Below are 20,431 nucleotides of genomic sequence, written 5' to 3'. Positions count from 1 at the left end.
ATCCCTTCGTCCGGCCGAGGTGGCCGTGCAACTTGAACGGTGTTCAGGCTAGGGTAGCGACAGGAGTGAGTCAAAGCACGACGGGAAGGGCATCGAGTGCAACTGCACCGGGCGGACGTGGTCGACGGCGCCATCGCGATTCTGGACCGATACGGCCTGGCCGACCTCACCATGCGCAGGCTGGCCGGTTCGCTCCAGGTCCAGCCGGGAGCGCTGTACTGGCACTTCCCCAACAAGCAGGCGCTGCTCGGCGCGGTCGCGGACAAGATACTCGCGCCCATGGATGACCCGATCGAAGCCGAGGAGTGGTCCGGGCAGATCACCGAGCTGGCCCACCGGCTGCGCGACTGCCTGCTGGCCTATCGCGACGGCGCCGAACTGGTCTCGGCGACCTACGCGTCGAGACTCACCACAAGCAAGGGGCGGGAACGCTTGGCGAGCGCGGCCATTCGCGCGGGGATGCCGCGTCAGGAGGCCGAACTCGCGGCGTTCACGCTGCTGTACTACGTGCTCGGCGAGACCGTGGACGAGCAGTCCAGGATGCAGATGGACTCGGCGGGCGCCCTGCCCGAGGGCGCGTCGCCGCTGGAGGAGACCACCGACGCCACCGCTCGTTTCGACTTCGGCCTGCAATTGTTCGTGGCGGGGGTGCGGCACCTGCTCGGCACTCGCGTCCGCTGACGTCCGACGCGTCGGCATGACGGTTCCGCGTTCGGTGTAGCGGCCTGGTTTCCGGCGGCCCGCTGTGGCGCGCCGAGGGTTCAGCGCAGGTGCGTGTTCAGGAAAGCCGATGTGTCCGGAAGCGATGCCAAGAACGCACCGCTGTGGTCCTGGCCGGGGTAGCTCTGGACCGTCACTTGTACTCCGGGGTTGAGCTGTCGCAACTTCTGCCCGTAGCCCTCGGTGTCGGTGGGCGGCACATCGATGTCGGCCGTGCCGTAGCCGATCCTGAGATCGCTGGTGAACCGGTCTTCCGGATATCTCGTCAAGGCGGCGATGTCCTCGGTGAAGGTGGGCGTCGGCCGATCGGGATCGGCGACGAGCGCCGACGGCCTGCGGCCCTCGGCGCGCTCGACCAGGCGCGACAAGCATTCGTGGGCCGCCTTTTCCACGAATTCCTTGCCGAAATCCGACAGGTACGGGGTGACGCTGCCGGGGTTCAGTTCCTCCAGCGAAGCCAGGTAATACGCCGCGTAGGCGATCTGGTTCTTCGAGCCGGTCGAGTCGCGCCGGAACATCTCCGGCAGGCTCTTACTCGGGTCGGTGCGCAGTCCGGTGACCACTACCCCGCTCAAACCGGGCGCGGAACCGCCTTTCTCGGCGTACAGGGCCGCAGCGCTCATCGCCGCGTGCGCTCCTTCCGACTGGCCGACGACGACCCATCTCCGCGACAGCGGAAAGGGAGTCGCGCGCAGCGCGGCGACCGCGTCCACTATCGACATTCCCTCGACCTGCGTGTTGTAGTAGCTGAACTGCCCGCGGGTGCCGAGGCCCTGATAGTCCGGAGCCAGCACCGCGTACCCGTTCTCCAGAATCCGGTCGAAATACGAGGTGTTCCGCTCGGACTGCGGGCGGCGCGACGGCGCGCAGGCATCGCCGATGCCGGCGGTTCCGTGCGCCCACACCACCAGCGGCCATCCGCCCTCCGGCGGCAGGCCCTTGGGCAGATAGAGCGCACCGGAGGCCTGCGCGGCGGCTCCGTGCTGATCGGTCGTGGTGTAGCCGATCCCGAACGAGGCCATGGCCTCGGGGAATGTCCACGCCGGATCGAGCAGTTCGATCGCACTCAGTTGCCCGGTCGCCGGGCTTTCCGCTGCCGCGGGCGCCACCGCGAGCGTGACAGCGACGCACATGCTGATCGAGGCCGCGACCGGAACGGCTCGCCGAAGGAAGGGGATGGGCATGGCGCAGCACCATACCGACGCGCATCGGTGACAACGTCCCAGCGACACCAGCCACCAGTGGAAATTCCCTTATCCCGCGCAGTGGCGGCGAGGGCCGAGCGGCTACCCGGTCTCGGCGGACGGCTGCCGTGCCGGCGGCACGACCACCTCGGGAAACCAGCGGTGCATGGTGTAGGCGCCCGCCGCGGCGGTGAGCGCGAGCGCGACGGCCGCTCCGCCCAGCACCGTGACGGCGCTGATCGCGCCGACCGCCACCGGCCCGGCGAACATGCCGATGTCGTGGGTGAGCCGCCAAGCGCCGAGGAACTCCGCGCGCTGCCCGTCGGGCGCGACGTCCGCGCCGACCGTCATGATCAGCCCGTTGCTCATCCCGTTGGCCAGCCCGAGCAGCACGGCGGCGCACCCGAGACCGAACACCGAGGAGGTGAACGGCAACACGCCGAAACCGGCGGCGAACAGGACCATCGACGGCACACCGGTCGCCCGCCTGCCGTAGCGATCCAGCCACACCCCCGCGGGATAGGACATCAGCACGTCCATCGCGCCCGCCACGCCGAAGATCAGACTGGTCGTCGAGGCGCTCACTCCGATGTGCGCGGCCCACAACGGCAGCAGCGCCAGCCGCGCCGCCCGCGCGGCGCCGACCAGCAGCGCGGCCAGCCCGAGCGTGCCGAGTGTCCTGCGGTGCTCGACCACGATCGCCGTCAGCGCGTGCCCGGTGCCCGCTCCGCCCGCTGCCTCGGGCGATCGGATCGCCGCCATGGCCGCGCCGGACACCACCGTGGTCGCCAGCTGCAACCACAGCGCGCCGTTGGGACCGAGCGAATGCACCACGGCCGCACCGAGGAACGGGCCGCAGAAGAACCCCAGCCGCATGGAACCGGCCAGCGTCGACATCGCGCGCCCGAGGTCGTTCGTGGGTATCACGGCCACCAGATAGGACTGGCGAGCCAGGCCCCACACCGCGCTTGCCGCGCCGCCCAGCAGCATGCCCAGCGCGAGCACGCCGACATTCGGCGCGACGATCGCCGCGAGCACGCCGAGCGCCCCGAGCACCGAGCCGAGCGCCAGCGCGCCGCGTTCGCCGATCCTGGCGACCACCCGCCCGGCGGGCAGATCGGTGAGCACCATGCCCAGTCCGGACAGCGCGACGACGACGCCGGCCAGCCCGGCCGACGCCCCCAGATCGAGCGCGCGCAGCGCGTACATCGGCGCGGCCGCGCCGGACCCGATGCCGTACACCACCATCGGCACGAACACCGTCCAGGTCAGCGACCGCAACCGCACCGCGCCGACGACTTCGCCCGCCACGGCGGACCGCTCGCTCATCGCGCCACCGCTCGACGCCACGACGCCGCGCTCACCTCGATCACCGGCAGCCCGAAGACGCTGCCCGAGGCGAGATCGCGCGCCGATTTCGCTCGCACCGGTGCCGTCCTGCGGCGGACAGCCCTGCGCCCGGGCGGACAGTCGCTTCCGTCGCCGCCGCTCACCGGGCCAGCGCGGGCTGCCGGGCGAAGCGGCTGTCGGGGCGGGGCAGGCCGAAGTGGTCGCGCAGGGTGGTGCCGCTGTACTCGGTGCGGAACAGGCCGCGCTCCTGCAGGATCGGCACGACCGTCTCGGCGAAGATCTCCAGTCCGCCCGGGTAGTACGGGGGCATCACGTTGAACCCGTCGGCGGCGCCGTTGCGGAACCATTCCTCGATGGTGTCGGCGACCTGCTCGGGCGTCCCGGCGAACACCCGGTGGCCGCGCGCACCGGCGAGGCGGTGCAGCAGGCCGCGCACGGTCGGCCGTTCCCGCTGCACGATGCCGGCCACGACCTGCAACCGGCTCCGCCCGTTGTCGGTGACATCGCCCGCCGCGTCGAACAATTCGACCGGGATCGGCTCGTCCAGCGGCAGGTGCCGCAGGCTGATCCCGACGATGCCCTCGAGTTGCGCCAGGCCGTATTCCGGCACGGTGAGCTCGTTGAACTCCTGCTCCAACTTCTTCGCCGCCGCCTCGGTGTCGGCGATGAACGGGCTGATCCCGGGCAGGATCTTGACGTGCTCTGGGTCGCGCCCGAAGCCGCGGGCCCGCTGCTTGATGTCGGCGTAGAACGCCTGGGCGTCGCTGAGCCTTTGGTGCGCGGTGAAGATCGCCTCCGCGTACTTGCCCGCGAACGCGCGCCCGTCGTTCGACGCGCCCGCCTGCACCAGCACCGGGTGGCCCTGCGGGGTGCGCGGCGCGGTGAACGGACCACGTACCCGCAGGTGTTCGCCCGCGAAGTCGATCCGGTGGATCTTCTCCGGGTCGGCGTACACGCCGGAGGCCCGGTCCAGGACGATGGCGTCGTCCTCCCAGCTGTCCCACAACGCGACCACGGCGTCGACGAATTCCCGTGCGCGGGCGTACCGTTCGGCGTGGACGGGATGCTTGTCCAGACCGAAGTTGGCCGCGGCGAGATCGGTGCCGGTGGTGACGATGTTCCAGCCCGCCCGGCCGCCGGAGATGTGGTCCAGCGTGGAGAACAGCCTGGCCAGGTTGTAGGGCTCGTAATACGTGGTCGACGCGGTGGCGATGAGGCCGAGATGCGTTGTCGCCGTGGCGATCGCGGTGAGCAGGGTGATCGGCTCCAGACCGGAGGCCGCGTTGTGCTCGACGTCGGTGCGCAGGGCGGGTCCGTCGGCGAAGAACACCGCGTCCAGTTTCGCCGCCTCGGCGGTGCGTCCGATCTCCTGGTAGTAGGCGACGTCGTAGATTCGGTCGGGGCTGCTCCACGGATGCCGCCAGGCCGCCTCGTGGTGGCCGGAGGGATAGATGAAGGCGTTGAGGCTGAGTTGGCGCGGTGCGTTCATGAGGCTTTCTTCTCGTCGGTGGGCGCGTCGGCGATGTCGACGCCCAGGCTGGCCAGCAGCAGGGAGCGGTGCCGCAGGAAGGCGGGATCACCGTGGCCGCGCGGACGTTCCAGGTCGATGCGCTGGTCCACCGCGATGCGCCCTTCGTCGAGCACCAGGACGCGGTCGGCCAGCAGCACCGCCTCGTCCACGTCGTGGGTGACCAGCAGCACGGCGGGCCGGTGCTTGGCGCACAGGTCCTGCAGCAGTGCGTGCATCTTGATCCGGGTCAGCGCGTCCAGCGCGCCGAACGGTTCGTCCGCCAGCAGCAATTCGGGTTCGCGCACCAGCGAACGCGCCAGCGCGACGCGCTGCTGCTCGCCGCCGGACAGCTCCTTGGGCCAGGCCTGCTCTCGGCCCGCGAGCCCGACCTCGGCCAGCGCCGCGCGGCCGCGACCGGCCGCGTCCGGACCGCCGAGGCCGAGGGTCACGTTGTCGAGCACCCGCACCCAGGGCAGCAACCGCGAGTCCTGGAACACCACGGAGCGCTCGGTGGGCACGCTCAACTCGCCCGAACCCGGAACGTCGTAATCCAATTCCGCCAGCGCGCGCAGCAGCGTGCTCTTGCCCGACCCGCTGCGGCCGAGCAACGCGACGAACTCGCCGCGGGCGATGTCGATGTCGAGATCGCGCAGCACGACCCGGTCGCCGAAGCCACGGCGCAGCCGCCGGACACGGACCACGTTCAGTCCCCGAGTGTCTGCCGCCATGACAGCGCCCTCCTTTCCACGGCGCGCACCAGCAGGTCGCCGAACAGGCCGAGCAGGCCGTAGATCACCAGGCCGACCACGATGATGTCGATCTGGCCGTAGGTGCGGGCCTGGGTCATCAGGTATCCGATGCCGCTGGTGGCGTTGACCTGCTCCACCACGACCAGCGCCAGCCACGAGATGGTGACGGCCAGCCGCAGGCCGGTGAAGAAACCGGGCAGCGATCCCGGCAGCGCGATCCGGCGGATGAATCCCCACCGCGACAGACCGACGGTCTGGGCGAGTTCCACGTACCTGGCGTCGACGCTGCGCAGATGCGCGTGCGTGTTCAAGTAGATCGGGATCGCCACGCTGGTGGTGATCACCACCAGCTTCATCTCCTCGCCGATGCCGAACCACACGATGAACAGCGGGATCAGCGCGAGCGTCGGAATGGCGCGCTTGATCTGGATCGGCCCGTCCACCAGCGCTTCACCGATCCGGCTCAGCCCGGCCAGCAACGCCAGCACCAGGCCGATCGCGACACCAAGGCCGAGCCCGATCGCGGCGCGTTGCACCGAGGTCAGCAGATTGCTCTGCAGACGACCGTCGGCCAGCAGGTCACCGGCGGTCTCGGCGACCGTCCACGGCGCGGGCAGCGTCTCGGGATCCAGTGTGCCGGTGGCCGATCCGGCCACCCATGCGGCGATCAGCAACAGCGGTCCCACCGCGATGCCGAACGGTATGGGACGGCCTGGTCCGAGGCGCGGCCGGGTCGGCTTGCGCTTCGCCGGCACCGGTTCCGTCGCGGAGCGGCCGCGACCGAAGCGGCGCAGCACCGCGGCGTCGACGGTCGCCATCAGCGGGCCTTCGGCTCGAACGACGCGCCGCTCTCGGTGACCGCCTGCGTCACCGCGGCGTCGAAGCGCAGGTCGAAGCCGTTGGCCGCCTGCACCTTCTCGGGCAGTTCGCCCGCCTCGGCGATGGCGTCGATGGTGGCCTGCTGCCGGTCGACGAGCTGCTGGTCCAAGTGCGGGAAGACGTAGGCGCCCAGGGATTCCACGATGCGCTTGGCGTCGTCGGCGCTCACCTTCTGGTTGTCCACGTAGTAGCGGCGCGCCCAGTCCTCCGGGTGGGTGTTGGCCCACTGGTAGGCGCGGACGAACGCGCCGACCAGCGCACGGCTGGCGGCGGCCTTCGCCGGGTCGCGCACGACGGCCCGGCGCGCGTACAGGTAGGCCAGACCGCCGTAGATGCCTGCGGTCTCCGAATCCGGGACCAGCGAGGCGCCCGGCGTGCGCAGGAACCGGGTGACGTTCGGCTCGATCAGCGGCGCGACGTCGACCTGGCCGGTGCGCACGGCATCGGGGAACTCGGCCAGCTGCAGCCGGATCAACTGCACGTCGGAGGTGGTGAGCCCGGCCTTGTCGATGGCGCGCAGCACGGCGGCCTGCTGGGCGGTGCCCTCGGCGTAGGCGATCTTCTTGCCCTTCAGATCCGACAGCTTCGACACCGGCTTGCCCGGCGCCACCGCCAGCTTCAAGGCGGTGGTGCTGGTCTGGTAGGACGCGATGATCGGAACGTCCTGCCCGGCCACCAACGCGTGGATCGGCGGGACGTCGCCGACCTGCGCTACGTCGGCGGCGCCCGCGCGGAACGCCTCCAGGATCGCGGGACCGCCGACGAAGTTGGCGAACTCCACCTTGAACGGCAGTTTGTCCAGCTCGCCGGACAGGCGAAGCACGGATTGCAGGCGCTCGGACTGATCGGCGACCACGAGGGTGGTTCCGGCGGGAACCTCGGTCGGCAATGGCCCGTCGGCGGTGGGACCGACCGGCTCGTCGTCCTTCGCGCAGCCGGTGAGTCCGAGGGTCGCAACGGTCGCAACGGCGAGCAATGCGGCGGTCGCGCGGCCGCGGCGGCCGGACCGGAACGTACTTGGTCGGAACATAACGCGAATTACAACAAGACGAAACCGGCGCGAGAACGGTTTGTCTCAGCCTGGTTCGAACCCCTCAGCGCGGCGGCGCGGCCACCGTCGCCGACCGGACCTGCTGCTGATAACGCTGCACGAACGGCAGGATCTGCTGTTCGATCACCGTGTTGTACTCCCGGGGCCGCTGCATGGGATTGGCGTGCCCGGTGTTGCGCGCCAGCACCACCAGCAGTGTGCCGTCCACTCCGCCGGACTGCTCGATCAGCACCCGGTGGGAGTACTCGACATCGACCACGCGGTCGGCGTTCGCGTCGCGGGGCCGGATGAAGACGATCGCGGGCCGCGGCTTGTCCGCCACCGGCTGGGCCAGGGTGCGCAAGTCGTCCGTCGCGCCACCGGCCACAATGGCGGTGAACTGGGACTCGATCAGGCCGTTGCTCGCCGCGTCGCGCGAGACGATCTTCTCCCGCATCACTTCCGCCAGCACCTCGCCCAGCTCGCCGAGCCGGACGCCGGGCAGCCCGTGGCCCCGGTCGACGAAACGGTCCCGGCGGGCGTAGGTCTCCACGGCCAGCCGGAGCATGCGGCTTTCCCGCGCGCCGGGCAGCCAGCCCATCCAGCGCAGCATGTCCTCACCGCGCCCGCGGCTCTCCGGGCGCACCGCGTTCAGGTCGACCGGCGTGCAGTCCAGGATCACCCCGACCAGTCTGCGGTCGCTGTCGCGGTGGATGTGCTCGGCGACCTCGAGCGCGATCACGCCACCCATGCTGTGGCCGACCAGCACGATGTTGCGCAGACCCGAGAGTTCGGCGGCGCGCACCACGAGATCGGCGATGACCTTGGTGTCGATACCTTGGTTGTCGTAGCGGATCGCCCACACCATGCCCATCCTGCGCAGAGCGGGCAGCGCGGCGGCGGTGTCGCCGGCGTCGAGCCCGCCGAGCCCGACCAGGTCCACCACGACGGTGTCCCAGTTCTGCGGGTCCACCGGCGGGGCGACGGGCAGGATGGCGGGCTCGGTGCGCGCCAGTCGCGCTTGTTCCGGCGCGACGTCGTACTTCCAGTACTGCGCGAACACCACCAGCCCGGCCAGCAGCAGCGCGGCCACCCGGAGCAGCGTCACCCTGGTGCGGCGCAACGTCTTCCACCCGTGCCCCGGGCTCGTGTCCCGCAGCCGGGCTCGGCGTCGCGCGTCGTCCCAGTCGGAGACGGTGGACGGGTGCCTCTCGTCCATCGGCGACATCCATCCCACTGTAGGCACGGGTGCGGATGGTCGCCACGAGCCCGCTATCGCTCAGCGTGCCGCCGCGGCCATGGCCGCGAGTTCCCCGGGGGCGGTCCGGCGGCCGATTTCGTTGTCCTCTGGCACCATTCCGCTGGGCACCCCGCGTGCACCGCCTGGATATCAGTGCCGCCCTGGGCATCGTGTTGGAGCCACCGCCGTTCGGAGCTCTTCGCGAACGCGGCCGGTCAGCGGAAAGGTGACCAGGCGGGCTCGAACCAGCCGGGGGCGGCGGCGGTGAATCGCGCGCGCTCCCAGCCGCCTGCGCCTTGCGGCACCGAGCCCACCAGGTCGACGCCGGTGACGCGCGGCAGGTCGGTGCGGTTGCACTCGGCGGCGAGATCGGGTTCGGCGGGCCAGGAACCGATCACCAGGCCCGCGCACCGCACGCCCGCCGCGTGCAGTGTGCGGGTGGTCAGTTCGGTGTGGTTGAGCGTCCCCAGCCCGGCGGCGGTGACCAGCAGGACGGGTGCGCCGAGTTTCTGGGCGAGGTCGAGCAACGTGAAATCGCCCAGGCGCACGAGCAGTCCACCCGCGCCCTCGACCAGAACGAGGTCGGCGCCGGTCAAAGAGTCGACGGCGGCGGCGGTCTCGGCCAGCGTCAGTTCCGGCAGCCCGGCGCGGCGGGCGGCGGTGTCGGGCGCGAGCGGGTCGGGGTAGCGGGCGAGTTCGAGGGTGCGGGTGACGCCGGACAACCGCTGGATCTCCGCGAGATCGCCGGGTTCACCGGCCGCCACACCGGTCTGGCCCGGCTTGCACACCGCCACCGAACGGCCGTTGGCCATCGCCGCGGCGGCGACGGCCGCGGTGACGACGGTCTTGCCGACATCGGTGGAGGTGCCGGTGACGAGCAGCACGGTCATGCCGGTACCGCCTCTCGCGCCTGCGCCAGCACCTCGCCGAGCACCCTCGCGATGACATCCAGTTCGGCCGGGGAGAGATTCGCCCGCGCGGTCAAGCGCAGTCGCGACGTGCCCTCCGGCACCGTCGGCGGACGGAAGCAGCCCACGTCCAGCCCGCGCGCCCGGCACGCCTGCGCGGCGTCGAAAGCCACCTGCGCCGGGCCGAGCACGACCGACACCACCGCCGAAGGCGGCGCGGGCACACCGGCGATGGCGGCGATGTCCGCGGCGCGAGCCAGCACCCGTTCGGCCAGCTCCGGCTGCGCGCGCAGCACCCGCAGCGCGGCCCGCGCGGCGCCGACGGCGGCGGGCGCGAGACCGGTGTCGAAGATGAACGTGCGCGCGGCGTCGATCAGGTGGGCGCGCACCCGCGCGCTGCTCAGCACCACACCGCCTTGTGCCGCGAGGGATTTCGACAGCGTCGCGGTGATCACCAGGTCCGGCGCCCCGGCCAGGCCCGTCTCGTGCACCAATCCGCGCCCGCCCGCGCCGCGCACGCCGATGCCGTGCGCCTCGTCCACCACCAGCACCGCACCGTTGGCCCTGGTCACGCGATGCAGCTCGGTCAGCGGCGCGAGATCGCCGTCGGCGCTGAACACCGAATCGGTGAGCACCAGCGCACGGTCCTCGGTCCGCTCCGACAGCAGCCGGTCCACGGCGGCGACGTCGCGATGCGGCGCGATCTCCACCCGGGCGCGGGAGAGCCTGCACGCGTCCACCAGCGACGCGTGGCTGCCCGCGTCGGAGACCACCAGCGAGCCGCGCCCGGCCAGCGCGGTCACCGCGCCGAGGTTGGCCGCGTATCCGGAGGCGAACACCAGTCCCGCTTCCGCGCCGACGAATTCGGCCAGCTCGGTCTCCAGCAGTTCGTGCTCGGTGGTGGTGCCGGTGACCAGCCGTGACCCGGTCGATCCCGCACCCCAGCGGCGCACCGCCTCGATCGCGCCCTCGGTCACCTCGGGGTGGCGGACCAGGCCGAGATAGTCGTTGGAGGCGAGATCGATCGACGGCGTTCGCGGGGCGCGCGGGCGCAGCTCACGGCGCAGTCCCGCGGCCACCCGTGCGGAAGCGCGTTCGTCCAACCAGCTCAACGGATCGGTACTCACAGCTGGGCAGCATACTTGAACACCGTTCAGGACACCCGCCCCGAGGTCCGCTGGTACGGTTGAGCCATCGTTGGTGGTGTCACCGGCCCGCGGTGACAAGCTGCACCGGGGAGGATTACGGCCGGATGCCGCGGTGGGCGATAGTCGTCGAGGAAACAACGGGTTCGGGCGATCACAAGCGCTGGTCACCCCGAATTCTCACCGAAGTGGTCGGCACGCGCGCACAGGCACTGGCGAAGCTGGCCGGTGTGCTGCCCACCTACACTCCGGAGCATCCCAAACTGCGCGGTCGCCGCATCGTGCTCCGCGACGGCGACACCTACCTGCTGATGGTGCGCGGCTGGTCGGACGACTATCACTGCATCTTCCGGGTATGGGAGATGGTGTCCGACAGCGATCGCCCGGAGATCGCCGACCACGCGCCCGACCGGCTCACGGACCGGTGAACCAATTCGGCGTATCGAGCCGGAACACCTCGCCGGGCGTCAGCAAGCGCAGGTCGCGCTCGAATGCGGCCAGCCGGTCCGCGCCGAGCAGCTCCGACCAGCGATCGCGGATCCGGTCGAACGTTCGCGCCGATCGGATGAGCACGTCTTCGGCGCGTTCGGTGAGCGTGTAGACCTTGCGCCGCGCGTCGGACGGATCGTGCCCGCGGCGTAGGTAGCCCAGCCGCTCCAGCGCCTCGATGTGCTTGCCCGCGGCCTGTTTCGAGACGCCGAGCGCGCGCCCGAGGTCGGCGGCGGTGCAGCCGTGCGGCCCGCCCGCGCGCCCGATCGCCTGGAAGACGAAGCCGTGCATCGGCCGCAATTCGGGATGACCGTGCCCGGCCAGATCCGCGTGCACCTCGTCGATCGCCGAGCGGAAGCCGAGCAGCATGCGCAGCGGCAACTCGTAGCCGCCCCGGTCACTTGACATGATGGACAACCTCGTTGACTATATAGACAACCATGTTGTCTATTCTAGAGGTGGTACCCCGATGACCGTCATCCGGCACTCCGACACCCGCCGCACCGAAACCGCCAGCGGCGTCATGACCACGCTCGCCTCGCCCACCCAGGGCGGCTCCGGGCTCGCGCTGTGGCGGGTCGAGGTGCCCGCGAACACCGCGGGACCGTTGCACTTCATCGACGCCGAGCAGATCTGGACCGTCCTCGCCGGACGGCTCGACGTCGCGCTCGACGGCACGGAACTCACCGCGGCGGAAGGCGATACGGTGATTCTCCCGCCGAACGCGCTGCGGCAGGTGCGCACCGGCGACGGCTTCACCGCCATCGTCACCGCGCCGGCGGGGGCTCGGGCCGGAACACCGGACACCGAGGCCACCATCGTCCCGCCGTGGATCGCCTGACCGGTCAGCGCCCGAGCTGCGCGGCGACCGCGGCGCGCATCCCGGCGGTGATCGTGGCGATGTCGCCGGACGTGCTGACGAACGGCGGCATCGTGTAGACGAGGTTGCGGAACGGACGCAACCACACTCCGGCCGCCACCGCGGCGTCGGTCGCGGCGCGCATGTCGACCGGGCGGTCCAGCTCGATCACGCCGATCGCACCGAGCACGCGCGCCTGCACCACGCCCGGCAGCTCGCGCACCGGGGCCAGCCCCGCCGTGAGTTCCGCCTCGATCCGGGTCACCTCGCCGCGCCAGTCGCGCGAGCGCAGCAACTCGATCGACGCGACGGCGACCGCGCAGGCCAGCGGGTTGCCCATGAACGTCGGCCCGTGCATGAGCCCGCCGTGCGCCGCGCTGATCGTCTCGGCGATCCGCGTGGTGCACAGCGCGGCGGCGAGGGTGAGGTAGCCGCCGGTCAGCGCCTTGCCCACGCACATCACATCCGGGCAGACACCGGCCTGGTCGGCCGCGAACAGGGTTCCGGTGCGGCCGAATCCGGTCGCGATCTCGTCGAAGACCAGCAGCACGCCGTGCTCGTCGCACAGTCTGCGCAGATCGGCGAGGTAGCCGGGATGATGCCAGCGCATCCCGCCCGCTCCCTGGACCACCGGCTCCACGATGACCGCCGCCAGTTCGCCCGCGTGCTCGGCGATCATGCGCTCCAGTTCCGCCACGTACTCCGGGTGGTACTCGCGCGGCGGCACCGGCGCGAACAGCTGGTTCGCCAGGATGTCGGTCCACAACGAGTGCATGCCGCCCTCCGGGTCGCACACGCTCATCGGGGTGAAGGTGTCGCCGTGATACCCGCCGCGCCAAGTGAGCAGCCGCCGCTTCTGCGGTTTGCCGAGTGAACGCCAATACTGCAGGCACATCTTCACGGCGACCTCGACCGACACCGAGCCGGAGTCGCACAGGAACACCTTGTCCAGCCCGTCCGGCGTCGATTCCACCAGCAGTTCGGCCAGCCGGGCCGCGGGCTCGTGGGTGAGCCCGCCGAACATCACGTGACTCATCCGCCGCGCCTGCTCCACCAGCGCGGCGTCCAGGGCCGGGTGCCGGTAGCCGTGGATGGCGGCCCACCAGGAACTCATGCCGTCGACCAGCTCGCGCCCGTCGGCCAGCGTCAGCCTGGTTCCCGCCGCGGCGGCCACCACCAGCGGTTCGGTCGTCGCGGGGAAGCCGCCGTAAGGATGCCAGACGTGCTCGGCGTCGAGGGCGGTGATCTCGTCGGGGGTCAGTGCCACGGGAATCCTCGCATCACGGCCCCGGTCCCCGGGGCGTCCTGAACGTCGTTCAAGTTAGCACCCGAGCTGGGCGCGCCCGCAACAGTGGGCCGAGTTCGGCCGTTTCCCCACCCAGCGACGCCGCCGCGCAATATTCTTTGACGGAGTCAAAGATTGGAGCCGCCGTGACCGCTGCCGCACCCGCCGACATCGCCGCCGTCCGCGCATTCAACCGCCACTACACCCGCGTGATCGGTGTGCTGGGAGAAGGACTGCACGACAGCCGCTACTCGCTCACCGAGGCGCGGATCCTGTTCGAACTGGCCGCCTCCGACACGACCGAAGTGGTGGCGCTACGGCACGCCCTCGACCTCGACGCGGGCTACCTCAGCCGCATCCTCGCCCGGTTCGAGCGGTCCGGCCTGGTGCGGCGCAACCGTTCGGGCCGCGACGGCCGCCGCCAGGAGGTCCGGCTGACCGACCGGGGCCGTGAGGTCTTCGCGACGCTCGATCGGCGCTCCAGCGACGAGGTCGGCGCGCTGCTCGGCGCGCAGCCGCAAGCGGCCCGAGCGCGCCTGATCACGGCGATGCGGACCATCCAGCAGATCCTGGACCGGCCCGCCGACGCGCCCGCCTTTTCGCTGCGGCCCCCGCGTTCCGGCGATTACGGCTGGGTGATCCAGCGTCACGCGGAGCTCTACGCGAACGAATACGGCTGGGACGCGACCTACGAGGAATTGATCGTGCGGATCGTGGCCGACTACTTGGCTTCACGTGACGAGCGGCGCGAGCGCGCCTGGATCGCGGAAGCCGATGGCCGCCCGGTGGGCAGCGTCTTCTGCGTTCGCGAGGACGAGACCACCGCGCGGCTGCGATTGCTCTTGGTCGAGCCGACCGCCCGCGGCCTCGGCGTCGGTTCGGCGCTGGTGGATGAGTGCCTGCGCTTCGCGACCGAGGCCGGGTACCGAGAGATCGTGCTGTGGACCAACGACGTGCTCACCGCCGCGCGCCGCGTCTACCAGCGCGCCGGATTCGAACTCGTCGAGCAGCAACCGCACCACAGCTGGGGCCACGACCTCGTCGGCCAGACCTGGCGGCGGTCGCTCACGTCCGCGAACTGACGCGCACGAGGCCGCCGGGGTGGTGCGTCCTCCGCGTCGAACCCTGTCCTCTCGCCCGGCTGCGGGACTGCAGGACGGTTGCCCGGCGGGTATGCCTGCCGGAACGCACCCGGCGGTCTCGCGCGTCGTGGCATTCCTCGGCTACTGCCGCCGCCGACCGAAGAAGGGCCTCCGACCTCGCCCGACCTACGCATCCACAACCACCCGCAGTGCGCGGAGCCCGGCTGGCGCTACTGTCGTTGCCATGGCTCAGCCCGACGCAGCGCCCGGTGACGCGGCACCCCTGGGTGTCTGGCCCGGCACCGCCTACCCCCTCGGGGCCACCTACGACGGCGCTGGCACCAATTTCTCGGTGTTCTCCGAGGTTGCCGACGCGGTCGAACTCTGCCTGATCGACGGGGACGGCGCCGAGACGCGCATCGCGCTCGACGAGGTCGACGGCTACGTCTGGCATGCCTACCTGCCCGGAATCGATCCGGGTCAGCGCTACGGATTCCGGGTGCACGGCCCGTACGACCCCGATCGCGGGTTGCGCTGCGACCCGAGCAAGTTGCTGCTCGATCCCTACGGCAAGGCTTTCGACGGCGATTTCGACGATCACCCCTCGCTCTACACCCACGGGCTCGACTCGCTCGGCCACACCATGACCGGCGTGGTGATCAACCCGTACTTCGATTGGGGCGCCGACCGCGCGCCGAACCGGCCCTACCACGAGACGGTGATCTACGAGGCGCACGTCAAAGGCATGACGATGACGCATCCGGAAGTGCCCGAGGAGTTGCGCGGCACCTATTCCGGCATCGCGCACCCGGCGATCATCGACCACCTGAAGGGCCTGGGCGTCACCGCGATCGAACTGATGCCGGTGCACCAGTTCCTGCACGACCGCGTGCTGCTGGACCAGGGACTGCGCAACTACTGGGGCTACAACAGCTTCGGCTACCTCGCCCCGCACAACGAATACGCGACGATGGACCGCGCGGGCTCGGCGGTCACCGAGTTCAAGGCGATGGTGCGCGCGCTGCACGCCGAGGGCATCGAGGTGATCCTCGACGTGGTCTACAACCACACCGCCGAGGGCAACCACCGCGGCCCGACCATCGGTTTCCGCGGCATCGACAACGCCGCCTACTACCGCTTGGTCGACGACGACCCCTCGCACTACATGGATTACACGGGCACCGGCAACAGTCTCAACGTGCGCCATCCGCACACCTTGCAGCTGATCATGGACTCGCTGCGCTACTGGATCCTGGAGATGCACGTCGACGGCTTCCGCTTCGACCTGGCCGCGACGCTGGCGCGGGAACTGCACGACGTGGACCGGCTCTCGACGTTCTTCGACCTGGTGCAGCAGGACCCGGTGGTGAGTCAGGTCAAGCTCATCGCCGAGCCGTGGGACGTGGGCGAGGGCGGCTACCAGGTGGGCAATTTCCCCAGTTTGTGGACGGAGTGGAACGGCAAGTACCGCGACACCGTGCGCGACTACTGGCGCGGCGAACCGGCGACGCTCGGCGAGTTCGCCTCCCGGCTCACCGGCTCGTCGGACCTGTACGAGGCCACCGGCCGCAGGCCCAGCGCCAGCATCAACTTCGTCACCGCGCACGACGGGTTCACGCTGCGGGATCTGGTGTCCTACAACGAGAAGCACAACGAGGCCAACGGCGAGGACAACCGCGACGGCGAGAGCTGGAACCGGTCGTGGAACTGCGGCGTCGAAGGCCCGACCGACGACCCGGAGGTGCTCGCCCTGCGCGACCGGCAGAGCCGCAACCTGCTGGCCACGCTGATGCTCAGCCAGGGCGTGCCGATGCTCGCGCACGGCGACGAGATGGGCCGCACCCAGCACGGCAACAACAACGTCTACTGCCAGGACTCGCCGCTGGCGTGGATGGACTGGTCGCTGCGGGAGAAGAACGCCGATCTGCTCGAATTCACCCGCGCGGTGGTCGCGCTGCGCACCGAGCACCCGGTCTTCCGGCGCCGCCGCTTCTTCGCGGGCGGGCCGGTCCGTTCGCCCGACAACGCCCGCGACATCGCCTGGCTCACCCCCTCCGGCGAGGAGATGACCGAGGCGGACTGGGACAGCGGCTTCGGCAAGTCGCTGGCGGTCTACCTCAACGGCGAGGCGATCCCCGAGCCGGGCCCGCGCGGCGAGCGGATCTCCGACGACTCGTTCCTGCTGTGTTTCAACGCCCACGACGCGGCTATCGACTTCGTGCTACCGAGCACCGGCGACGGCGCGGAATGGGCGGTGGCACTGGATTGCTCGACGCCGACCGGCCTGGCCGACGCCGGATACCCCGGTGGCGCGACCGTCACCGTCGAAGCCCGCTGTCTCCTCGTCCTCCGCCAGGCCGCCTGACCCGAATGCCGATGAACGCACCCGATCCCACCGAGATGCACGTGACCGACCCGGTGTCCCTGCGACGCAGGCCCGCCCGCCAGACCACGATCCGCAGCGCCTACCGGCTGCAGCTGCGCCCGGACGCGCTCACCTTCGCCGAGGCCCGCGCCATCGCGGAATACCTCCAGCAGCTGGGCATCTCGCACCTGTACCTCTCGCCGATCATGACCGCGGCGCACGGCTCGACGCACGGCTACGACGTCACCGATCCGACCACGGTCTCCGCCGCCCTCGGCGGGCCGACGGGGCTCAAAGCCCTCGCCGACGAGGTGCGCAGCCGCGGCATGGGCCTGATCGTGGATCTGGTGCCCAACCACGTCGGCGTCGCCGATCCCCGGCAGAACGCGTGGTGGTGGGACGTGCTGCGCAACGGCCAGGAGTCGCGGTTCGCGTCGTATTTCGACATCGACTGGAGCCCCGGCAACGGCGCGGGCGGCCGGTTGGCGCTGCCGGTCCTGCAGAGCGAGAACGACCCGGCCGCCTTGACCGTCGACCGCTCCGGCGCCGAACCGATGCTCGCGCTGCACGATCTGCGTTTCCCCATCGCGCCGGGCACCGACGGCGACAACGCCTTGCGCATCCACGACAAACAGCACTACCGGCTGGTGAGCTGGAAGGCCGGGTTGTGTACCTACCGGCGCTTCTTCGCGGTCAGCAGCCTGGCCGCGATCCGGCAGGAGGATCCCGAGGTCTTCGAGCTCACCCATCGCGAGCTCGCCGCGTGGTGTGAGCACGACCTGATCGACGGCGTGCGGGTCGACCATCCGGACGGTCTGGCCGATCCCGCCGGTTATCTCACCCGGCTGCGCAGGCTGATCGGCCCGCACCGGCTGCTGCTGGTGGAGAAGATCCTGGCCAACCGCGAGCCGCTGGACGCGACGCTGCCGATCGACGGCACCACCGGCTACGAGGCGCTGGCCGACTTCGGCGGCGTGCTGATCGATCCGCGCGGCGAGCACGCGCTCACCGAACTGTCCCGCCGGGTCGCCGGGCACGGCAGCGACCGGGCCTGGATCGGCGAGACCGAGCACCGGATCAAGCGCGCGGTCGCGGAGACCATTCTGACGCCGGAGGTCCGGCGGCTGGTGGCCGCGATCAAACAGGACGCGAACGCCGAGAGCTTCGACACCATGGCGCTGACCAACGCCACCATCGAGGTGCTGGCGTTCATGCCGGTCTACCGGGCCGACTACGCGCCGCTGGCCGGGATGACGGGCGCGGTGATCGCCGAGGTGGAGAAGCGCAACAGCGAGCTCACCGCGCCGCTGGCGGTCCTGGTCGCCGCGCTGGCCGCCGACGGCGCCGCGGCGGTGCGCTTCAGCCAGGTCTGCGGCGCGGTGACCGCGAAGGCGGTCGAGGACACCATGTTCTACCAGGCCGCCCGGCTGGTGTCGTTGCAGGAGGTCGGCGGCAACCCGGCACGGTTCGGTCACTCGCTCAACGAGTTCCACCTGTCCATGAGCCAGCGCGCGCAGCTGTGGCCCGCGACGCTGACGACGCTGTCCACGCACGACACCAAGCGCGGCGAGGACGTGCGCGCCCGCATCGGCGTGCTGTCGCAGGCCGCGGAGACCTGGGCGCGCAACGTCGACTCCTGGCTGGAGACCACCCCCGCCCCGGACGGGGCGACGGCGCTGTTCCTGCTGCAGAACATGTTCGGGGTCTGGCCCGCCGACGGGCGACCGGCCGCGTCGGTGCCCGGCCTGCGCGAACGCCTGCACACCTTCGCCGAGAAGGCGGCGCGGGAGGCGAACACCAAGACCTCCTGGGAGGAACCGGACGCCGAGTTCGAGGCCGCGGTGCACGCCTGGCTGGACGCGGTGATCGACGGACCGGTGGGCTCCGAACTCGGCGACCTGGTGCACGAGCTGGCTCCGCACGCCTGGTCGGACGCGTTGTCGCAGAAGCTCCTGCAACTGTGCGGGCCCGGCATCCCGGACGTCTACCAGGGCTGCGAGCTGTGGGAGGACTCCCTCGTCGACCCGGACAACCGCAGGCCGGTGGACTTCGCCGCCCGCGCCGGCATGCTGCAATCGCTCACCGGCACGCCCGCGCTGGACACCACCGGCGCGGCGAAGATGTGGATCGTCGCCTACGCGCTGTGGTTGCGCCGGGAACGTCCCGAGTGCTTCGTCGGCGGCGCCTACCGGCCGCTGTTCGCCACCGGCGACCACGCGTCCAAAGTGGTCTCCTACGCCCGTGGCCGGGCCGGCGAAGCCCCCGAGGTCATCGTCGCCGTCACCCGCCACAGCGTCGGTCTGGCCGAGACCGGGTGGGGCGACACGTTCCTCGACTTACCCGCGGGCAGCTGGACCGACCGGCTGACCGGCCACACCTTCCAGGGCCGGGCCAGGCTGGAGAAGATGTTCGCCAGACTCCCCGTCGCGCTCCTGGTGCGCTGACGCCTCCCGCGCAGGCGCGGGGGGAACATGCTCGAGCTGCTTCGAGAACACCCCGCGGACCTGCTCGAAGGTCTTCTCCGGAATCGCGCCGCCCAGTTCTTCGCGCCAGCGTCGCAGGTTCGGGGGATGGTAGTCCAGCGCGTCCTGAGCGCTTGCCGCCAGTCGCACCCCCTGATCGGTGGGTATGGACATCCGGCGCCAGGAATCCCAGTGGAACCGGGGGCTGCGCGGATTGCGCAGTGTGCGAAGCACATTCAGGATGCGGTAACCGATCTTCAGGGAATCGTGCAGCCGCATGTGGTCGCCGTCGGTGTGGTCGCAGCGTTTCGACAGCGCGGCCAGCCGGTCGCGGTCGAAGGCCAGCCCGACCGACTCCGCCTCGCCGACCATCCACTGCAGCGTCATGTCGGACAGGCCGCATTCGGCATAGCCGCCGCCGATGTCGCTGTGCACGCCGGGGAACCAGACCTGCTTGACCCGCTCGAAGCCGCGCCGGTACTTCACCGTCGGTTCGACCGGCACCTCCCACACGGACGGTTCGAAGTTGCGCCGCCGCTCGTCGATGGCCAGCGCCTGGCGCGCGCAGTGCACGTGCCGGGAGAGCTTGACGTCGTGGAAGCGGTGCCGCAACGAGGTGATGCCGGGGACGCCGAGCGCGCCGACGGTGTCGAACACGCCGAGGAAATCGATCTTCGCTCTGCGGCAGTACTTGCGGCGGAATTCCCGCCACTGCTCGGGCTCGTCCGGATCGGGGTTCTCCGGGGTCGGCGCCGGCGGTCGCTGCCGGTAGATGCGCAGCGCCTCCGGGTACTTGCCTTCGATCATCGCTTCGGGGGTCATGATCCCGATACGGCTGATCAGACCGGCCAGGCTGCGCGCGGTGAAGGCGCCGCGACTGAACCCGAAGATGTAGATCTCGTCGCCCTTCTCCCAGTTCAGGGCCAAGTGCCAGTAGGCGGACGACAGGTTCGCCTCGAGCCCGAGGCCGAAGGCGCCGCCCATCAGGCGATCGCTGAGGAACCCGCGCGCGCCCGGCCCGGAGACGTAGGTGACCCACTGCTGGATCGTCTCCCCCGCCGGTCCCTGCGCGTCGAAGCGGATCGTCTGGGCGATCTTGACAATGTTGGAAACCGTGCTGCTCGACTCGGCCTTCCACGTGCCGTCACAACACACCACGAGTCGTTTCATAAGG

At 70.6% G+C, this 20,431-nt stretch carries 18 protein-coding genes; 6 read left to right on the top strand and 12 right to left on the bottom strand.

Features of this window, described 5'->3' with window-relative positions; translation table 11 throughout:
* The first annotated feature begins 96 nt into the window (after nucleotides 1-96).
* Nucleotides 97-681: a TetR/AcrR family transcriptional regulator C-terminal domain-containing protein gene (locus ACH49X_RS27590; protein WP_195082695.1), complete on the top strand. Its 585-nt coding sequence runs from the start codon at nucleotides 97-99 to the stop codon at nucleotides 679-681.
* An 80-nt stretch (nucleotides 682-761) separates the two neighbouring features.
* On the opposite strand, the gene ACH49X_RS27585 is transcribed toward ACH49X_RS27590, so the two are convergent.
* The 9 genes from ACH49X_RS27585 to ACH49X_RS27545 all read right to left on the bottom strand — a co-directional run bounded on the left by ACH49X_RS27585 (nucleotide 762) and on the right by ACH49X_RS27545 (nucleotide 10,697).
* Nucleotides 762-1,904: a S9 family peptidase gene (locus tag ACH49X_RS27585; protein ID WP_195082694.1), complete on the bottom strand. Its 1,143-nt coding sequence runs from the start codon at nucleotides 1,902-1,904 to the stop codon at nucleotides 762-764.
* A 102-nt stretch (nucleotides 1,905-2,006) separates the two neighbouring features.
* Nucleotides 2,007-3,233, bottom strand: coding sequence for an MFS transporter (locus ACH49X_RS27580; protein ID WP_357208606.1), 1,227 nt, complete (start codon nucleotides 3,231-3,233; stop codon nucleotides 2,007-2,009).
* 160 nt (nucleotides 3,234-3,393) lie between these two features.
* Nucleotides 3,394-4,743, bottom strand: a complete 1,350-nt coding sequence (locus tag ACH49X_RS27575; RefSeq protein WP_195082692.1) for an LLM class flavin-dependent oxidoreductase — start codon at nucleotides 4,741-4,743, stop codon at nucleotides 3,394-3,396.
* Nucleotides 4,740-5,492, bottom strand: a complete 753-nt coding sequence (locus tag ACH49X_RS27570; protein WP_357109462.1) for an ABC transporter ATP-binding protein — start codon at nucleotides 5,490-5,492, stop codon at nucleotides 4,740-4,742. Before ACH49X_RS27570 ends, ACH49X_RS27575 begins: the two co-directional genes overlap by 4 nt.
* Nucleotides 5,468-6,331, bottom strand: a complete 864-nt coding sequence (locus tag ACH49X_RS27565; protein WP_195082690.1) for an ABC transporter permease — start codon at nucleotides 6,329-6,331, stop codon at nucleotides 5,468-5,470. Before ACH49X_RS27565 ends, ACH49X_RS27570 begins: the two co-directional genes overlap by 25 nt.
* Nucleotides 6,331-7,422, bottom strand: coding sequence for an ABC transporter substrate-binding protein (locus ACH49X_RS27560; protein ID WP_195082689.1), 1,092 nt, complete (start codon nucleotides 7,420-7,422; stop codon nucleotides 6,331-6,333). Before ACH49X_RS27560 ends, ACH49X_RS27565 begins: the two co-directional genes overlap by 1 nt.
* Nucleotides 7,423-7,486: 64 nt before the next feature.
* A complete protein-coding gene (locus ACH49X_RS27555; protein ID WP_195082688.1) occupies nucleotides 7,487-8,650 on the bottom strand; it encodes an alpha/beta fold hydrolase in 1,164 nt (387 codons plus the stop codon).
* Nucleotides 8,651-8,877: 227 nt separating this feature from the next.
* The gene (bioD, locus tag ACH49X_RS27550; RefSeq protein WP_195082687.1) at nucleotides 8,878-9,552 is read right to left on the bottom strand and encodes a dethiobiotin synthase; all 675 of its coding nucleotides are present in this window, start codon (nucleotides 9,550-9,552) and stop codon (nucleotides 8,878-8,880) included.
* A complete protein-coding gene (locus tag ACH49X_RS27545; RefSeq protein ID WP_195082686.1) occupies nucleotides 9,549-10,697 on the bottom strand; it encodes an 8-amino-7-oxononanoate synthase in 1,149 nt (382 codons plus the stop codon). The genes bioD and ACH49X_RS27545 overlap by 4 nt, the downstream gene beginning before the upstream one ends.
* Before the next feature lie 125 nt (nucleotides 10,698-10,822).
* Between ACH49X_RS27545 and ACH49X_RS27540 the strand changes: the two genes are divergently transcribed.
* Nucleotides 10,823-11,143, top strand: a complete 321-nt coding sequence (locus ACH49X_RS27540) for a hypothetical protein (protein WP_195082685.1) — start codon at nucleotides 10,823-10,825, stop codon at nucleotides 11,141-11,143.
* On the opposite strand, the gene ACH49X_RS27535 is transcribed toward ACH49X_RS27540, so the two are convergent.
* Nucleotides 11,130-11,612, bottom strand: coding sequence for a MarR family winged helix-turn-helix transcriptional regulator (locus ACH49X_RS27535; RefSeq protein ID WP_195082684.1), 483 nt, complete (start codon nucleotides 11,610-11,612; stop codon nucleotides 11,130-11,132). The genes ACH49X_RS27540 and ACH49X_RS27535 overlap by 14 nt on opposite strands.
* 61 nt (nucleotides 11,613-11,673) lie before the next feature.
* Here ACH49X_RS27535 and ACH49X_RS27530 point away from each other — a divergent pair, with 61 nt between their 5' ends.
* On the top strand, nucleotides 11,674-12,045 hold the full coding sequence (locus ACH49X_RS27530) for a cupin domain-containing protein (protein ID WP_357208611.1): 372 nt from the start codon (nucleotides 11,674-11,676) through the stop codon (nucleotides 12,043-12,045).
* A gap of 4 nt (nucleotides 12,046-12,049) precedes the next feature.
* Here the strand turns inward: ACH49X_RS27530 and ACH49X_RS27525 are convergent, their stop codons facing one another.
* Nucleotides 12,050-13,330 (bottom strand): adenosylmethionine--8-amino-7-oxononanoate transaminase, encoded by a 1,281-nt coding sequence (locus tag ACH49X_RS27525; RefSeq protein ID WP_357208613.1) that lies wholly within the window; start codon nucleotides 13,328-13,330, stop codon nucleotides 12,050-12,052.
* A 164-nt stretch (nucleotides 13,331-13,494) separates the two neighbouring features.
* On the opposite strand from ACH49X_RS27525, the gene ACH49X_RS27520 reads away from it, so the two are divergent.
* The 3 genes from ACH49X_RS27520 to treY all read left to right on the top strand — a co-directional run bounded on the left by ACH49X_RS27520 (nucleotide 13,495) and on the right by treY (nucleotide 19,239).
* Complete coding sequence (locus tag ACH49X_RS27520; RefSeq protein ID WP_357208615.1) at nucleotides 13,495-14,430, top strand: helix-turn-helix domain-containing GNAT family N-acetyltransferase; 936 nt, start codon at nucleotides 13,495-13,497, stop codon at nucleotides 14,428-14,430.
* Between the two features lie 244 nt (nucleotides 14,431-14,674).
* Nucleotides 14,675-16,795, top strand: coding sequence for a glycogen debranching protein GlgX (glgX, locus tag ACH49X_RS27515; protein ID WP_357109440.1), 2,121 nt, complete (start codon nucleotides 14,675-14,677; stop codon nucleotides 16,793-16,795).
* 35 nt (nucleotides 16,796-16,830) lie between these two features.
* Nucleotides 16,831-19,239, top strand: a complete 2,409-nt coding sequence (gene treY, locus ACH49X_RS27510) for a malto-oligosyltrehalose synthase (RefSeq protein ID WP_357208645.1) — start codon at nucleotides 16,831-16,833, stop codon at nucleotides 19,237-19,239.
* Here the strand turns inward: treY and ACH49X_RS27505 are convergent.
* Nucleotides 19,132-20,427, bottom strand: coding sequence for a DUF2235 domain-containing protein (locus ACH49X_RS27505; RefSeq protein ID WP_195082678.1), 1,296 nt, complete (start codon nucleotides 20,425-20,427; stop codon nucleotides 19,132-19,134). The genes treY and ACH49X_RS27505 overlap by 108 nt on opposite strands.
* Between the last annotated feature and the right edge of the window lie 4 nt (nucleotides 20,428-20,431).

This window comes from Nocardia sp. NPDC019323, from assembly GCF_044389845.1.
GTDB classification, from domain to species: Bacteria; Actinomycetota; Actinomycetes; order Mycobacteriales; family Mycobacteriaceae; genus Nocardia; species Nocardia implantans.
This window is presented reverse-complemented; position numbering and strand designations above follow the sequence as displayed.

What these genes read in the sequence shown, in the direction of transcription:
- ACH49X_RS27505 (WP_195082678.1), bottom strand. Translation starts at nt 20,427, where the DNA reads ATGAAACGACTCGTGGTGTGTTGTGACGGCACGTGGAAGGCCGAGTCG.
- ACH49X_RS27585 (WP_195082694.1), bottom strand. Translation starts at nt 1,904, where the DNA reads ATGCCCATCCCCTTCCTTCGGCGAGCCGTTCCGGTCGCGGCCTCGATC.
- ACH49X_RS27580 (WP_357208606.1), bottom strand. Translation starts at nt 3,233, where the DNA reads ATGAGCGAGCGGTCCGCCGTGGCGGGCGAAGTCGTCGGCGCGGTGCGG.
- ACH49X_RS27570 (WP_357109462.1), bottom strand. Translation starts at nt 5,492, where the DNA reads ATGGCGGCAGACACTCGGGGACTGAACGTGGTCCGTGTCCGGCGGCTG.
- ACH49X_RS27540 (WP_195082685.1), top strand. Translation starts at nt 10,823, where the DNA reads ATGCCGCGGTGGGCGATAGTCGTCGAGGAAACAACGGGTTCGGGCGAT.
- ACH49X_RS27565 (WP_195082690.1), bottom strand. Translation starts at nt 6,331, where the DNA reads ATGGCGACCGTCGACGCCGCGGTGCTGCGCCGCTTCGGTCGCGGCCGC.
- ACH49X_RS27575 (WP_195082692.1), bottom strand. Translation starts at nt 4,743, where the DNA reads ATGAACGCACCGCGCCAACTCAGCCTCAACGCCTTCATCTATCCCTCC.
- bioD (WP_195082687.1), bottom strand. Translation starts at nt 9,552, where the DNA reads ATGACCGTGCTGCTCGTCACCGGCACCTCCACCGATGTCGGCAAGACC.
- ACH49X_RS27530 (WP_357208611.1), top strand. Translation starts at nt 11,674, where the DNA reads ATGACCGTCATCCGGCACTCCGACACCCGCCGCACCGAAACCGCCAGC.
- ACH49X_RS27560 (WP_195082689.1), bottom strand. Translation starts at nt 7,422, where the DNA reads ATGTTCCGACCAAGTACGTTCCGGTCCGGCCGCCGCGGCCGCGCGACC.
- ACH49X_RS27535 (WP_195082684.1), bottom strand. Translation starts at nt 11,612, where the DNA reads ATGTCAAGTGACCGGGGCGGCTACGAGTTGCCGCTGCGCATGCTGCTC.
- glgX (WP_357109440.1), top strand. Translation starts at nt 14,675, where the DNA reads ATGGCTCAGCCCGACGCAGCGCCCGGTGACGCGGCACCCCTGGGTGTC.
- ACH49X_RS27555 (WP_195082688.1), bottom strand. Translation starts at nt 8,650, where the DNA reads ATGTCGCCGATGGACGAGAGGCACCCGTCCACCGTCTCCGACTGGGAC.
- treY (WP_357208645.1), top strand. Translation starts at nt 16,831, where the DNA reads ATGCACGTGACCGACCCGGTGTCCCTGCGACGCAGGCCCGCCCGCCAG.